The sequence below is a fragment of the Ottowia beijingensis genome (assembly GCF_042680925.1).
Classification (GTDB): domain Bacteria; phylum Pseudomonadota; class Gammaproteobacteria; order Burkholderiales; family Burkholderiaceae_C; genus Ottowia; species Ottowia beijingensis.
This window is the reverse complement of sequence record NZ_JBHUEP010000013.1, coordinates 62,440-76,946: the sequence shown is the minus strand read 5'-3', so window position 1 is coordinate 76,946 and position 14,507 is coordinate 62,440. Positions and strand designations below refer to the sequence as shown.

The 14,507-nt window shown below is 68.5% G+C and carries 10 protein-coding genes and 1 CRISPR repeat array; of the genes, 6 read left to right on the top strand and 4 right to left on the bottom strand.

From position 1 onward, the window contains the following. From ACFSCU_RS17520 to ACFSCU_RS17500, 5 genes are all read left to right on the top strand, one after another. Positions 1-655 (top strand): ankyrin repeat domain-containing protein (locus ACFSCU_RS17520; protein WP_377561269.1); only part of this gene is annotated, 655 nt, incomplete at its 5' end. An 83-nt stretch (positions 656-738) separates the two neighbouring features. Beyond that, positions 739-1,521 (top strand): SDR family NAD(P)-dependent oxidoreductase, encoded by a 783-nt coding sequence (locus ACFSCU_RS17515; protein WP_180549615.1) that lies wholly within the window; start codon positions 739-741, stop codon positions 1,519-1,521. 117 nt (positions 1,522-1,638) lie between these two features. Continuing rightward, positions 1,639-2,463: a metallophosphoesterase gene (locus ACFSCU_RS17510; RefSeq protein ID WP_180549616.1), complete on the top strand. Its 825-nt coding sequence runs from the start codon at positions 1,639-1,641 to the stop codon at positions 2,461-2,463. Between the two features lie 118 nt (positions 2,464-2,581). Next, positions 2,582-4,114 carry a class I adenylate-forming enzyme family protein gene (locus ACFSCU_RS17505; protein ID WP_377561268.1) on the top strand — a complete coding sequence of 511 codons (1,533 nt, stop codon included), beginning with the start codon at positions 2,582-2,584 and terminating at the stop codon, positions 4,112-4,114. 41 nt (positions 4,115-4,155) lie between these two features. Further along, positions 4,156-4,695 (top strand): PaaI family thioesterase, encoded by a 540-nt coding sequence (locus ACFSCU_RS17500; protein WP_180549617.1) that lies wholly within the window; start codon positions 4,156-4,158, stop codon positions 4,693-4,695. 19 nt (positions 4,696-4,714) lie between these two features. On the opposite strand, the gene ACFSCU_RS17495 is transcribed toward ACFSCU_RS17500, so the two are convergent. Next, entirely contained in the window at positions 4,715-8,413 is a 3,699-nt protein-coding gene (locus tag ACFSCU_RS17495) for a hydantoinase B/oxoprolinase family protein (RefSeq protein ID WP_377561267.1), read from the bottom strand. 297 nt (positions 8,414-8,710) lie between these two features. Here ACFSCU_RS17495 and ACFSCU_RS17490 point away from each other — a divergent pair, with 297 nt between their 5' ends. Next, the gene (locus tag ACFSCU_RS17490) at positions 8,711-9,697 is read left to right on the top strand and encodes a TRAP transporter substrate-binding protein (protein ID WP_377561266.1); all 987 of its coding nucleotides are present in this window, start codon (positions 8,711-8,713) and stop codon (positions 9,695-9,697) included. 143 nt (positions 9,698-9,840) lie between these two features. After that, positions 9,841-12,306: direct repeats of the CRISPR family, unit length 37 nt; unit sequence GTTTCAATCCGCGCCCGCCATTGCTGGCGGGCGATGC. Between the two features lie 203 nt (positions 12,307-12,509). Here ACFSCU_RS17490 and cas2 read toward each other — a convergent pair. From cas2 to cas4, 3 genes are read right to left on the bottom strand one after another with little or no spacing between them, the layout of a single operon-like run. Further along, complete coding sequence (cas2, locus tag ACFSCU_RS17485; RefSeq protein ID WP_180549618.1) at positions 12,510-12,800, bottom strand: CRISPR-associated endonuclease Cas2; 291 nt, start codon at positions 12,798-12,800, stop codon at positions 12,510-12,512. An 11-nt stretch (positions 12,801-12,811) separates the two neighbouring features. Next, entirely contained in the window at positions 12,812-13,840 is a 1,029-nt protein-coding gene (gene cas1c / locus ACFSCU_RS17480; protein ID WP_377561265.1) for a type I-C CRISPR-associated endonuclease Cas1c, read from the bottom strand. Positions 13,841-13,848: 8 nt separating this feature from the next. Beyond that, entirely contained in the window at positions 13,849-14,502 is a 654-nt protein-coding gene (cas4, locus tag ACFSCU_RS17475; protein ID WP_377561264.1) for a CRISPR-associated protein Cas4, read from the bottom strand. Positions 14,503-14,507: the final 5 nt, after the last annotated feature.

Sequence of the window (14,507 nt, the reverse complement as noted above, 5' to 3'; positions counted from 1 at the left end):
GCCCCCGGCACCCGCCCGCGACGACCGCGCCGCCACGCGCCGCAGCGCCCCCGCAGACGCACCCACCCCGCGCCGTGCGCCCGCCGCCGCCGCCACGCAGGAACCGGCCCCGACCGCGCCCACCGCCGCACCGCCGGCACCTGATGCGGCCGCCCCGCCGCCCACGCGCGATGCCGCCCGCCGCCCCGGCCCCGGCGGCGAGTTCGCGGCGCCCGACGTGGCGTATGAACATGACCGCGCGCCCACCGCGCCAGCCACTGCGCCCCGCGCCTTCCCCGGCCTGCAGCGGCCCGGCTCCGCCATGGACATGGCGGCCGACCCCGCCGATGCCGCGCCCGCGCCGCAGGCCGCAGCCCGCGCCCCGGCGCTGACGCCGGCACAGCGCCTGCTGGCCGCGGCGACGCAAGGGCAGATCGCCGCCGCGCGCGACGCGCTGCAACGCGGCGCGCCGGTGAACGCCAGCGACGCCAGCGGCCGCACGGCGCTGATGCTGGCCGCGCGGCGCGGCGACGTGGGCATGGCCCGCCTGCTGGTGGGCGCCGGTGCCGATGCGCGCCGCACCGACCGCCAGGGCGTGAGCGCCATCGAGCACGCGCGCCGCGCCGGCCACGAGGCGCTGGCCCGGCACCTGGAACAAGGCGGCGGCGCGCCATGATCGTTTACTATGCTGTTGATAGCTGCTCGCGCCCTACTAGCGGGCGCTGGCGGCCATTTTGTTCATGAAAACCGAGGAGCCCCATGACCGCATCTTCCACCGCCATCCGCTTCGGCCTGCAGGGCCGCGTCGCCATCGTCACCGGCGGTTCGCAGGGCATTGGCGAAGCCTGTGCGCGCCGCTTCGCGCAGGAAGGCGCACAGGTCGTCATCGCCGACCTGGCCGATGAGCGCGGCCGCGCACTGGCCGCTGAACTGCAGGCGCGCTACGTGCACTGCGACGTGGGCGACAAGGCCCAGGTCGACGCGCTGGTGGCCGAGGTGATGCAGGCGCACGGCCGCATCGACGTGCTGGTGAACAACGCCGGCATCTTCCGCGCCGCCGACTTCCTCGACGTGACCGAGGAAGACTTCGACGCCGTGCTGCGCGTCAACCTGAAGGGCTCGTTTCTCGTCGCGCAGGCCGTGGGGCGCGAGATGGCCAGGGCCGGGCGCGGCAGCATTGTCAACATGAGCAGCGTGAACAGCGTGCTGGCGATTCCCAACATCGCCAGCTACAACGTCAGCAAGGGCGGCATCAACCAGCTCACGCGCGCCATGGCGCTGGCGCTGGCCGACCGGGGCGTGCGCGTCAACGCCGTCGGCCCCGGCACCATCGCCACCGAGCTGGCCGCCAAGGCGGTGCTGACCAGCGAGGAAGCGAAGAACAAGATCATGATGCGCACGCCGCTCAAGCGCCTGGGCGAGCCGAGCGAGATCGCCGACGTGGTGGCCTTCCTGGCCAGCGATGCATCAAGTTACATCACCGGCGAGATCATCATGGTGGACGGCGGGCGCATGGCGCTGAACTACACGGTGCCGACCTGATCATTCACACTGGCATCGGCGTGGCGTGCCGATTTCCGCGATGGGGCGCAACTATTGCGCACCGGCGCCCCGGCCACCCCACGCCGCTGCCTGCAAGCCGATGACAATTCGCTCGTCATGTTGATCGCCCACCTCACCGACGCCCACCTGGGTCTCGACCCCGGCGGGCTGGTCGGCCGCATCGAGCCGGCCGCGGCGCTGCGCCGCGCGCTGGCGCATGTGCGCGGGCTGGGCACGCCGGCCGATGTGCTGCTGCTCAGCGGCGACCTGACCGAATCGGGCGCCGATGCCGATTACCAGACGCTGCGCCGGCTGTTCGACGAGGAACTGCCCGGCCACCGCCACCACCAGCCGCGCGTGCTGGCCGTGGGCGGCAACCACGATTTGCCGCTGCGCGCCCGCCAGCACCTGGCCGACTGGATGCCCGCGCCCGACAACCTGCCGCCCGGGCTGGTGTGCGTGAAGGCCGAGCATGGTGGCCTGCACTTCATCGGCCTGGATACCGTGGTGCCCGGCCAGCCGCACGGCGAACTGGGCAGCGCCCAGCTCGACTGGCTGGCGACCACGCTGCAATCGCTGGCCGGCCAGCCGGTGTTGATCTTCATGCACCACCCGCCCATGCTGACCGGCATGGCGGCGATGGACGACTGCGGCCTGCGCCACGGCCGCGCCGAGCTGGCGCGCCTGATCGCCGCGCATGGCCAGGTGCAGCTGGTGGCCGCCGGCCACATGCACCGCCCCATCCTGGGCGCGCTGGGTGGCGCGCCGGTGGTGGTGGCGCCCTCCACCTCGCACCAGATCGAGCTGGACCTGAACCCCAACGCACCGCTGGCCGTGCGGCTGGAGCCGCCCATGATCGGCCTGTACCGCTGGACGCCCGAGGACGGCATCGCCTGCCACTTCAGCCACGTGCAGGCGTTCGACGGGCCATTCCCGATCTGACGCCAGCGACCGCGGTCGCTTCTTTATTGATAGCTGCTGTCGCTTGCTGTACAAGCGCTGAAGGCCGTTTTTACCCAAAATCGGCAAGCACATCACCGTACGGAACGAGGAGACACCCATGACCCTGGCCCACCTGCTGCTGCGCCAGGCGCGCCAGCGCCCCGATTCGCCCGCCATCCTTGAAGGCGCGGCGCTGCATGCCACGCACGGGCAGTGGGCCGCGCGCAGTGCGGGGCTGGCCAGCCGCCTGCGTGAAGCAGGCCTGCAGCCGGGCGACCGCGTGCTGCTGTTCGCACGCAACCACCCGCGCTACCTGGAGGTGCTGTGGGGCCTGTGGTGGGCCGGGCTGGTGGCCGTGCCGGTCAACGCCAAGCTGCACCCGCGCGAGGTGGAATGGATCGCCGCCAACTGCGGCGCGCGCTGGACTTTCGTCACCAGCGACGTGGCGCCCGAGCCGCTGGCCCGCATCGAGCGCCAGATCGACCTGGAAAGCGACGAAGCCGCCGCCCTGCTCGCGCCCGTGCCCGATCCCTTCGCCGTGCCCCTGGCCGAGCGCGACCTGGGCGACACCGCCTGGCTGTTCTACACCAGCGGCACCACCGGCCGCCCCAAGGGCGTGATGCTGACGCACCGCAACCTGATGACCATGGGTCTGGGCTACCACGTCGATGTCGATCCAGTGGCGCAGGGCGACGCCATCGTTTACGCCGCACCCATCTCGCACGGTGCCGGCATCTACGCCATCCCGCACCTGATGGCCGGCGCGCGCCACGTGGTGCCGGCCTCGGGCGGGGTCGATCCGGCCGAGCTGTTCGCGCTCGGGCGTGCCATTGGGCCGCTGTCGCTGTTCGCCGCGCCCACCATCGTCGGGCGGCTGGTGGACGAGGCCGAGCAGCAGGCCCTGTCGCCCGCCGACTGCGCACAGAGCTTCAAGACCATCGTCTACGGCGGCGCGCCGATGTACGTGGCCGACATCCAGCGCGCCCTGCGCGTGATGGGTCCGCGCTTCGTGCAGATCTACGGCCAGGGCGAAACGCCGATGGTCGGCACCGTGCTGTCGCGCGCCGACCTGGCGAACTCCGCCCACCCCCGTTACCTGGCCCGCATCGCCAGCATCGGCGTGGCGCAGACGCCCGTGCGCGTGCGCGTGACCGATGCCGAAGGGCGCGACCTGCCGCTGGGCGAGATCGGCGAGATCGTGGTCAAAGGCGACAGCGTGATGGCCGGCTACTGGGCCAACCCGGAAGCCACGGCCGTGGCCGTGAAGGACGGCTGGCTGTTCACCGGCGACATGGGCGCGCTCGACGCCGACGGCTACCTGACCCTGAAGGACCGCAGCAAGGACCTGATCATCAGCGGCGGCAGCAACATCTACCCGCGCGAGGTGGAAGAGACGCTGCTGCACGCCCCCGGCGTGGCAGAGGTGGCGGTGGTGGGCGAGCCGGATGCCGAATGGGGCGAGAACGTCGTCGCCTTCGTCGTGCTACAGGCCGGTGCGGACGTGACGGAGGCCGCGCTCGACGCGCATTGCCTGGCCGAGATCGCCCGCTTCAAGCGCCCCAAACGCTATATCTTCGTGAGCGCGCTGCCGAAGAACAACTACGGCAAGGTGTTGAAAACCGAGTTGCGCGCGCGACTGACGTCGACTTGAAGCCTGTGCATCATGTGCCACAGGGAAACCCGAGACGAACCATGACCCAGAACCATCTCGACCAATGGCTTGCCGATGAAAAGGCGATTCTCGAACGCCTCGAAAAAGGTCCCGGCCCCGGCGTGGCGCGCATGGACCAGATCGCCGGCCTGACGGGGCTGGAGCTGATGCAGGGCGTGCTGGACGGCACGCTGCCCTACGCGGCGATTGCCAAAACGCTCGACTTCGTGATGGTCGAGGTCGGCAAGGGCCGCGCGGTGTTCCAGGGCACGCCGGGGCCGCAGTTGCTCAACCCCATGGGCACGGTGCACGGCGGCTGGTTTGCCACGCTGCTGGATTCGGCGCTGGGCTGCGCCGTGCACACCCTGATGCCGGCCGGGCGCGCCTACACCACGGCAGAGCTGGGCGTGAACCTGGTGAAGGCCCTCACGCCCAAGGTGCCGCGCGTGCGCGCCGAGGGCCAGGTGATCCACTGCGGGCGCCAGCTGGCCACGGCCGAGGCGCGGCTGGTGGGGCCGGACGGCACGCTGTACGCGCACGCCACCACCACCTGCCTGGTGTTCGATCTGCCGGCGGCCTGAACCGGCGAGGCGGCCGCCATCAGGCGGCGCCGAACCCGCCGCCACCCGGCGTGTGGATCTCGAAGATGTCCCCCGGCTGCATCTCGGCGCTGCCGATGTGCTGCAGCTCTTCCTGCGTGCCGTCGGCGCGCACCACGCGGTTGATGCCGGTGGCGCCCTCGCCACCACCCGCCATGCCGAAGGCGCCACGCACGCGGCCGTTGCTGAGGATGCTGGCGGTCATCGGCTGCAGGAAGCGCAGGCGCCGCACGCCACCGTTGCCGCCATTCCACTGGCCCTGGCCACCTGAGTCGCTGCGGATCTCATAGCTTTCCAACCGCACGGGGAAGCGCCATTCCAGCACCTCGGGGTCGGTCATGCGCGAGTTGGTCATGTGCGTCTGCACCACGCTGGTACCCGGGAAGCCGCCCACCAGCTGGCCGTTGTCGTCGAACAGGCCCCCGGCGCCCGAGCCGCCCGAGATGGTCTCGTAGTACTGGTAGCGGTCGTTGCCGAAGGTGAAGTTGTTCACCGTGCACTGGCTGGCGCCCATCAGGCCCAGTGCGCCGATGATGGCGTTGGTGATGCAGGTCGAGGTTTCGACGTTGCCCGCCACCACGCTGGCCGGCGGACTGGGCCGCAGCATGCAGCCTTCGGGGATGACCACCTCGATCGGCTTCAGGCAGCCGGCGTTGAGCGGGATGTCGTCATCGACCAGCATGCGGAACACATACAGCACCGCCGCCATGCACACCGCCGTGGGCGCGTTGAAGTTGTTGGCCTGCTGCGGCGAGGTGCCGGTGAAATCCACCCTGGCACTGCGCGCCGTGCCGTCGATGGTGACGGCCACCTGGATCTGCGCGCCGTTGTCCAGCGGCAGGGTGAACTGCCCGCCCTGCATGCGCGCGGCCAGCTTGGTGATGGCGCGGCGCACGCTTTCCTCGGCGTTGTCCTGCACGTGGCGCATGTAGGCCTGCACCACGTCCAGGCCGAACTGCTCGACCATCTTGCGCAGCTCCTGCACGCCCTTCTCGTTGGCGGCGATCTGTGCCTTCAGGTCGGCCATGTTCTGCTGCGGGTTGCGGCTGGGGTATTCGCCGCTGGCCAGCAGGTCCAGCATTTCCCTTTCACGCAGGTGGCCCTGATCGACCAGCTTGACGTTGTCGATCTGCACGCCTTCCTCCTCGATGCGGGTGGAGAACGGCGGCATCGAGCCGGGCGAGATGCCACCCACATCCGCATGGTGGCCGCGTGAGCCGACGTAGAAGATCGGTTGCTGGTGCTCCTGCAGGTACACCGGCGTGATGACAGTGATATCCGGCAGGTGCGTGCCGCCGTGGTACGGGTCGTTCAGCACGTACACATCGCCGGGCTGCATGCTGCCCGCGTTGCGCGCAATCACGGTCTTGATGCTCTCGCCCATCGAGCCCAGGTGCACCGGCATGTGCGGCGCGTTGGCGATCAGGTTGCCCTCGGCATCGAACAGCGCGCAGCTGAAGTCCAGCCGCTCCTTGATGTTGACGGAGTACGCCGTGTTCTGCAGCTGCAGTCCCATCTGCTCGGCGATGTTCATGAACAGGTTGTTGAACACTTCCAGCAGCACCGGGTCCACCGTGGTGCCGGCGGCGTAGGTGACGGCGCGCGGCGCCGTGCGCTCCAGCAGGATGTGGTCGAACGTCGTCAGGCTGGCACGCCAGCCGGGCTCCACCACCGTGGTGGCGTTCTGCTCGGCGATGATGGCCGGGCCGTCGATGGCATCGCCGGGGCGCAGGTCCTCGCGCACGATCAGCGCGGCGTCGTGCCAAGCGGCCTGGCCATCCAGCCCGGCGGTGTAGATGCGCACCGTGTCGCGCTGCGGCACGGAGCGCGGCTCGTGCAGCGGGTGCCGCGCCTCCGAGGGCGCATCGCCGGCGATCACCGCCTCGACCGACACCGCCTCGACGATCATCGCCTTGCCCTCCATCAGGAAGGCGAAGCGCTGACGGTAAGCGGCCTCGAACGCGCGCGTGAGCTCGTGCAGCACCTGCTCGTCGCCCATTCCGCCCATCTCGTGGCCGCCGTGCAGGTTCGGAAACGGCACGATCAGCGCCGAGTCGGTGCCTTCGTAGCGCACGTGCGCGCGCCGGTGCACGCGGATGTCGCCGCGGCTGACTTCCTGGCGCGCCAGCTCCTCGTGCGCGGCCAGCGCCAGTTCGCCCAGCGTGTCGCGCATGGGGGCGATGTGGTCGAGCGCCAGGGGCAGTTCCACCGCCGTCTCGCGCATCACGTTCTGGTCGGCCAGGCCCATGCCGTAGGCCGACAGCACGCCCGCCAGCGGATGCACCAGCACGCGCGTCATGCCCAGCGCGTCGGCCACGCCGCAGGCGTGCTGGCCGCCGGCACCGCCGAAGCACTGCAGCGTGTAGCGCGTCACGTCGTAGCCGCGCGCCACGCTGATCTTCTTGATGGCGTTGGCCATCTGCTGCACGGCGATCTGGATGAAGCCGTGCGCCACGTCCTCGGGCAGTCGGCCTGTGGGGCGGGCGATGTCGGCAAACTTGTCGCGCACCACGTCGGCGTCCAGCGCCTGGTCGGCGGCGGGGCCGAACACCTTGGGAAAGTGCGCCGGCTGCACCTTGCCGACCATCACGTTGGCATCGGTCAGCGCCAGCGGGCCGCCGCGCCGGTAGCTCGCCGGGCCGGGGTTGGCGCCCGCGCTCTCGGGGCCGACGCGAAAGCGCGCGCCGTCGAACTGCAGGATCGAGCCCCCGCCCGCCGCCACCGTGTGGATGCTCATCATGGGCGCGCGCATGCGCACCCCGGCCACCTGGGTTTCGAACTCGCGCTCGAACTGGCCCGCGTAGTGGCTCACGTCGGTGCTGGTGCCGCCCATGTCGAAGCCGATGACCTTGGGCTGGCCGGCGATCTCGGCCGTGCGGGCCATACCGACAATGCCGCCCGCCGGACCGCTGAGAATCGCGTCCTTGCCCTGGAAGGCCATCGCGTCCGTCAAGCCACCTGACGACTGCATGAAGAACAGCTTCACCCCCGGCATCTCGGCCGCCACCTGCTCGACGTAGCGGCGCAGGATGGGTGACAGGTAGGCATCGACCACCGTGGTGTCGCCGCGGCTGACGAATTTCATCATCGGGCTGGTTTCGTGGCTGGTGCTGATCTGCGTGAAGCCGACCTCGCGCGCAATGCGCGCCGCCGCCTGCTCGTGCGCGCTGTGGCGGTAACCGTGCATGAACACGATGGCCACGCTGCGCAGGCCTTTCCGATACTGCGCGAGCAGCTCTTCTTTCAATAGCGATTCGTCCAGCGGCTGAATCACGTCGCCATGGGCATCCACGCGCTCCTGCGCCTCGACCACGGCGCTGTACAGCAGCTCGGGCAGCACGATGTGGCGGTCGAACAGGCGCGGACGGTTCTGGTAGGCGATGCGCAGGCCGTCGCGGAAGCCGCGCGTGGTGACCAGCAGCGTCGGCTCGCCCTTGCGCTCCAGCAGTGCGTTGGTGGCCACCGTGGTGCCCATCTTCACGCATTCGACCTGCAGCGGCGTGATCGGCGCACCCGGCGCCAGCCCCAGCAAATGGCGGATGCCGGCCACCGCGGCGTCCTTGTACTGCTCGGGGTTTTCCGACAGCAGCTTGTGGGTGACGATGCCGCCGTCGGGCCGGCGCGCCACGATATCGGTGAAGGTGCCGCCGCGGTCGATCCAGAACTGCCAGCGGGGAGAGGAGTAGGTCTTGTTCGGCATCGCAATTTACAAGTAAAAATGGCCTGCAGCGCTTGCTGGGCCAGCGCGAGCAGCTATTAAAATAAAAGCACCCTTTAGCAGGGCGTGGCTGCCCGCACGGCCTGGTCGCACGGCCCCGACATGGTACGCGGACTGGCCGCGGAAGCGGGCGCGGCCCTCCGGGCATCCCTGCAATTCAAGCCCTCCTGCTGGGCAGTCCATGGCGGCGGCGCTGTGGGCTGATTCAGGTTTTCCCCGTTGGCGGCGCTGCTGGCATGCGCCATGCTTGGGGGTTTCCACCCATTCAGGAAAGCACCCATGAAACTCACTCGACGCACCCTCCACGCCCTGTCGGGCGCGCTGCTCGCCGGCCTGGCCGTGTCGGCCGGCGCGCAGACCAAGTGGGATCTGCCCAGCGCCTACCCGGCCAGCAACATGCACACCGAGAACCTGGCGCAGTTCGTCAAGGACGTGGACGCCGCCACCGGCGGCAAGCTGAAAATCCAGGTGCACGACAACGCCTCGCTGTTCAAGGCGCCCGAGATCAAGCGCGCGGTGCAGGGTGGGCAGGCGCAGGCGGGCGAAATCCTGCTGGTCAACTTCCAGAACGAGTGGCCGCTGTGGGGCATCGACGGCATCCCCTTCCTGGCCACCAGCTACGCCGACTCCTTCAAGCTGTACCAGGCCAGCAAGGCTACCCTGCAGAAGAAGCTGGGCGAGCAGGGCATGGTGCTGCTGTACGCGGTGGCCTGGCCGCCGCAAGGCATCTTCACCAAGAAGCAGGTGGCCAGCGCCGCTGACATGAAGGGCATCAAGTGGCGCGCCTACAGCCCCGCCACGGCGCGCATCGGCGAACTGGTGGGCGCGCAGCCGGTGACCGTGCAGCAGGCCGAGCTGTCGCAGGCCATGGCCACCGGCGTGGTCGAGAGCTACATGAGCAGCGGCTCCACCGGCTACGACACCAAGACCTACGAGCACCTGAAATTCTTTGCCGACACGCAGGCCTGGTTGCCCAAAAACGCCGTCATCGCCAACAAGAAGGCCTTCGACGCACTCGACAAGGCAACGCAGGACGGCCTGCTGAAAGCCGCCGCCGAGGCCGAGCAGCGCGGCTGGACCGCCAGCGAGCGCAAGACGGGCGAGTACCTCGATCTGCTGAAGAAGAACGGCATGACGGTCTACCCGCCCTCGGCCCAGCTCAAGGCCGACATGCAGAAGGTGGGCGAGACCATGCTGAAGGAATGGCTGGACAAGGCCGGGCCCGAGGGCAAGGCGGTGGTGGACGCCTACCGCGCGGGCAAGTAGCCCCTGCGCCACATCGGTCGCCCTCCGAGCTCGCCTCCAGGGGCTTTTTCGTTGGAAGCGCACCAAGATACTGGTCTGTTGGTTGGACTTCAATCTTGGCGGGCGATGCCGCGCTCGTACCACTAGCGAGCCGTGGTCGGCGTATTTCAATCCGCGCCCGCCATTGCTGGCGGGCGATGCAAATTCGGGCGCGGCCATCACAGCACCACCCGAGGTTTCAATCCGCGCCCGCCATTGCTGGCGGGCGATGCGTGAAATCGACGCCCTCCCCGGTCACGCGGTACTGTTTCAATCCGCGCCCGCCATTGCTGGCGGGCGATGCGCGGCTGCATGCCCGCAGTGTGTTGCCCAATGCAGTTTCAATCCGCGCCCGCCATTGCTGGCGGGCGATGCGGCGCGGTCGCGGATCAGCGCTTCTCTGAGATCGAGTTTCAATCCGCGCCCGCCATTGCTGGCGGGCGATGCGAGGGTGCTCATGGCGTGCCCTCCTGCGCGTCATGTTTCAATCCGCGCCCGCCATTGCTGGCGGGCGATGCAGCCGGCCATGCCCTTCACGCCGACGTTGTAGGCGTTTCAATCCGCGCCCGCCATTGCTGGCGGGCGATGCTTGGGTGACCGTCAGCCCGAGCGCCGGCAGGGTGAGTTTCAATCCGCGCCCGCCATTGCTGGCGGGCGATGCACCGAACTGCTACGAAAATGCAGTTCACAGAGGGTTTCAATCCGCGCCCGCCATTGCTGGCGGGCGATGCATGTTCGGCACCGGCACGCGCGGCATCGAGATCCTGTTTCAATCCGCGCCCGCCATTGCTGGCGGGCGATGCGGGGCGGCGGTGAGCGTTAATCATTCCCCTGTGGGTTTCAATCCGCGCCCGCCATTGCTGGCGGGCGATGCGATGCGCACGCTGCGAAACCGGGGAGTCACAGTGGTTTCAATCCGCGCCCGCCATTGCTGGCGGGCGATGCCCGACGCCCGTGTTGATGGGGGGGTAGGACGCGAGGTTTCAATCCGCGCCCGCCATTGCTGGCGGGCGATGCATGTTCGGCACCGGCACGCGCGGCATCGAGATCCTGTTTCAATCCGCGCCCGCCATTGCTGGCGGGCGATGCGATGCGCACGCTGCGAAACCGGGGAGTCACAGTGGTTTCAATCCGCGCCCGCCATTGCTGGCGGGCGATGCTCGATAGATCAATGTTGCCCAGCCCGATCTTTTCGTTTCAATCCGCGCCCGCCATTGCTGGCGGGCGATGCCTGATCCTCTTGCGCCTCTCTCGACGTTGCTATCGTTTCAATCCGCGCCCGCCATTGCTGGCGGGCGATGCAGGCCCGTGCCCAGGTCGAACGTGGCGTTGCTGGTGTTTCAATCCGCGCCCGCCATTGCTGGCGGGCGATGCGTCCAGGCCAGCGCCGACCACGCGCGCGGCGCGAAGTTTCAATCCGCGCCCGCCATTGCTGGCGGGCGATGCCAGGCCGGCACCACCACTGTTTCGTAAAGGGCACTGTTTCAATCCGCGCCCGCCATTGCTGGCGGGCGATGCACGGCGCTCACGCTGCGCATTCCAGTCACGATCCAGTTTCAATCCGCGCCCGCCATTGCTGGCGGGCGATGCCGGCGCCGGCGGCCTCCTGCGGCGCCCCCTTGGAGTTTCAATCCGCGCCCGCCATTGCTGGCGGGCGATGCCGGGTATATTTTTTTGCTTGACTATGCACGCTTAGTTTCAATCCGCGCCCGCCATTGCTGGCGGGCGATGCGCAGGCCAAGCAGGGTCTTGACTGTCAGCACGTCGTTTCAATCCGCGCCCGCCATTGCTGGCGGGCGATGCCTGTTCAAGGGCGGGGGGAACTGTGGGGTGACGTTGTTTCAATCCGCGCCCGCCATTGCTGGCGGGCGATGCTCGACCGCTACCGGCGCGAGGTCACCAGCAAGAAGTTTCAATCCGCGCCCGCCATTGCTGGCGGGCGATGCTGTGCAGAATCGACGCCTTCCGGCACCGTTAGCGTTTCAATCCGCGCCCGCCATTGCTGGCGGGCGATGCTGACTTCCAGCCTGCGCTACAACGCCGTCGCCTATGTTTCAATCCGCGCCCGCCATTGCTGGCGGGCGATGCGCTGGTAGCGGCTGGTGCGCAGCAGGCTGCGGATGTTTCAATCCGCGCCCGCCATTGCTGGCGGGCGATGCCTGGCACGCGCGGCCGAAGCCTACGGGGTGGAAATGTTTCAATCCGCGCCCGCCATTGCTGGCGGGCGATGCCGATCACCCATCCAGCCTGTGCCGCACGCTCACCGGTTTCAATCCGCGCCCGCCATTGCTGGCGGGCGATGCTCCAGCCCGGTAGGAGCTGCGTTAGCGGCAGGGCGTTTCAATCCGCGCCCGCCATTGCTGGCGGGCGATGCTCGGCACTTGCGCCACGGTGGTAGAGCCTGATTTTGTTTCAATCCGCGCCCGCCATTGCTGGCGGGCGATGCGGGCCTGCGCGCCTTCAATTCGGCCATCTCGCGGCGAGTTTCAATCCGCGCCCGCCATTGCTGGCGGGCGATGCCAAAGACCGAAGCGCAGAAAGCCGGCGATGCGATGTTTCAATCCGCGCCCGCCATTGCTGGCGGGCGATGCACCTCGTTGCCAAGGCATTGCCAACTCGTCACTTTTCCCTTATCGAGCGCGAACTCCCGCCGCCCCATCAAAGGGACAGACAAAGATCGCATGTGAAAAAGAAAAACCATTTGGCAACAATACCTTACGAAGCGCGCGAACCTGCCTGATGCAACGCCATCACTTCAGGTTCGCGGCGCTCACGATAGCATGGCACCCATGCCCTACAGCACCAGCGGCCCATCAAAATCCACGGCCTTGAAGCTGCCATGCTCCAGCACTTCAAAGCCCCGGGTTTGCGGCATGCGGTACAGGCGCAAACAGTCCTGATCGGGATTGATTTCCGCCAGCAACCGGCGCTCCAGAGTCTCGAATTGCGCCACGTCCACCTGGCATTCAAAGACGGACTTTTGCACCCGCTGCCCCGTGCTCTCGCACACCTTGGCCACGCGGCGCAGGCGGCGCCGACCGGCGCTGGTTTCGGTGTTCACGTCGTAGCAGACCAGCACCAGCATGGCGTTTTCTTTTACTTGGGCACGAAGGGCAGATAGGGCATGGCGTCGTCGCGCAGCGCCCGGGCCAGCAGCCGAGCCTGCACCAGCGGCACCAGACCCAGGGGAAGGCTTTGCGCGAGCAGTGGATGGGTGATTTCGTCCTTTTTGCGCTCCTGGTAGGCGACCACCACGGCCTTGCGAGCGTCGCCCTGCAGGGTCACACCGCCGCCTTCGCGCAGATCAAAATCATCGGCCTGAACCTGCCCTCGGTTGATGAGGGTGAGCGCCAGGCGATCGGCCCAGGGGCGGAATTCCTCCATCACGTCCAGCGCCAGCGCGGCGCGCCCCGGGCGCAGGGCGTGCAAAAAGCCCACTTGCGGGTCGAGCCCGGCGGCCTCCAGGGCGCTGCGACAGTCGTTCATCCACATGGCGTACAAAAAGGACAGCAGGGCGTTGAAGCGGTCGCGCGGCGGGCGGCGGGTACGGCCTTGCATGGAGAAGTGCTCGCGCTGATCCGGGCGAAGCAGCAAGGGCAGGCCGCTGAAATACTGGCGCGCAGCCTCGCCTTCCACGCCGCGCACGGCATCCAGCGTTGTGGATTCCGGCAAGGCGCGCAGACTGGCGGCCAAGTCGTCGGCCAGGCGGGCCAGCACCCCTGCCTCGTCCTCGGACTTGGCTTCGCGGGCGCCGCGCTGCAAGACCTGGCGGGTGTTTTTGATCTTGCCGGCGACAAAACTGCGCGCCATGTCGAGTGTGAAGGCCGCATCCGCGCCGCGCGCAAACTGCGCCTGACGCAGCAGCACATTGCCGCTCACGGCGCCTTCAAGCCGCGCCTTGAAGCGTCCGTTGGCGTCCAGCAGCACCAGGGCGATACCCTCGTCGGGCAGACGGTGCATGAGGGGCGCGGACAGGCCGACGTGGCCAAAGCAGACCACGGCGGTGAGGTGGTGCAGCGGCACACGCAGCCGTGTTTCGCGCTCGACCTCGATGCGCAGGGTGTCGTTGTCCAGACGCAGCCAGGCGTCCGGCAGGGTGACGTAGAGGGTGTTGAGCAGTTGCATGGCGGGCGTCAGGCCTCGGGGTCGAACAGGCTGCGCCGCGCTGCGGCCAGAAGCGCCGCTGTCGCCTGCGGCTGGCAGCGCTCTTGCAGTGAGCAGCCTTTGCAGCGCTGCTGCGCGGCGTCGCCAGTCAGAGGCGGGGGAAAAACCCCGCTGGCCAGCATGCGACGCACGGCCTGTGCGGTGTCTTCTACGTCCTGGCGCAGGGCTGCGGTGATGGGCACCACGCGGCGACGGCGTGAGCTGGCGTAGTACAGCGCGCCCTCGGGCACGGCCTTGCCGGTCATGAACTCCAGACACAGCGCCTGCGCGGCCAGCTGCAGGTCGTCGCAGGCGGCAATGGCCGGCGCCTTGTGGCGGCTACCGTACTTGTATTCCACAGGGTAGGGCGTGCCGTCTGGCAAGAACTCGACCACGTCGGATTTGCCGATCAGCCCCAGTGCGTCATGCCACAGCGGCAGGGCCCGCTCCACGCGCACGCCCTTGGCGCTTTGCACGCCGGGCTGATCGGCCCGCGCATGTACGGCCTGGCCACGCAGGGTGTGCAGGTTGTCGTCAAACGCCTGCTCCAAATGGATCAGGCCGCAATGGCGCGGGCAGTAGGCCCAGTGCTGCAGGGCAGACAGGGGGATAGGATCCAATTCGACGCTAACGGGCGTGGACATTGGGC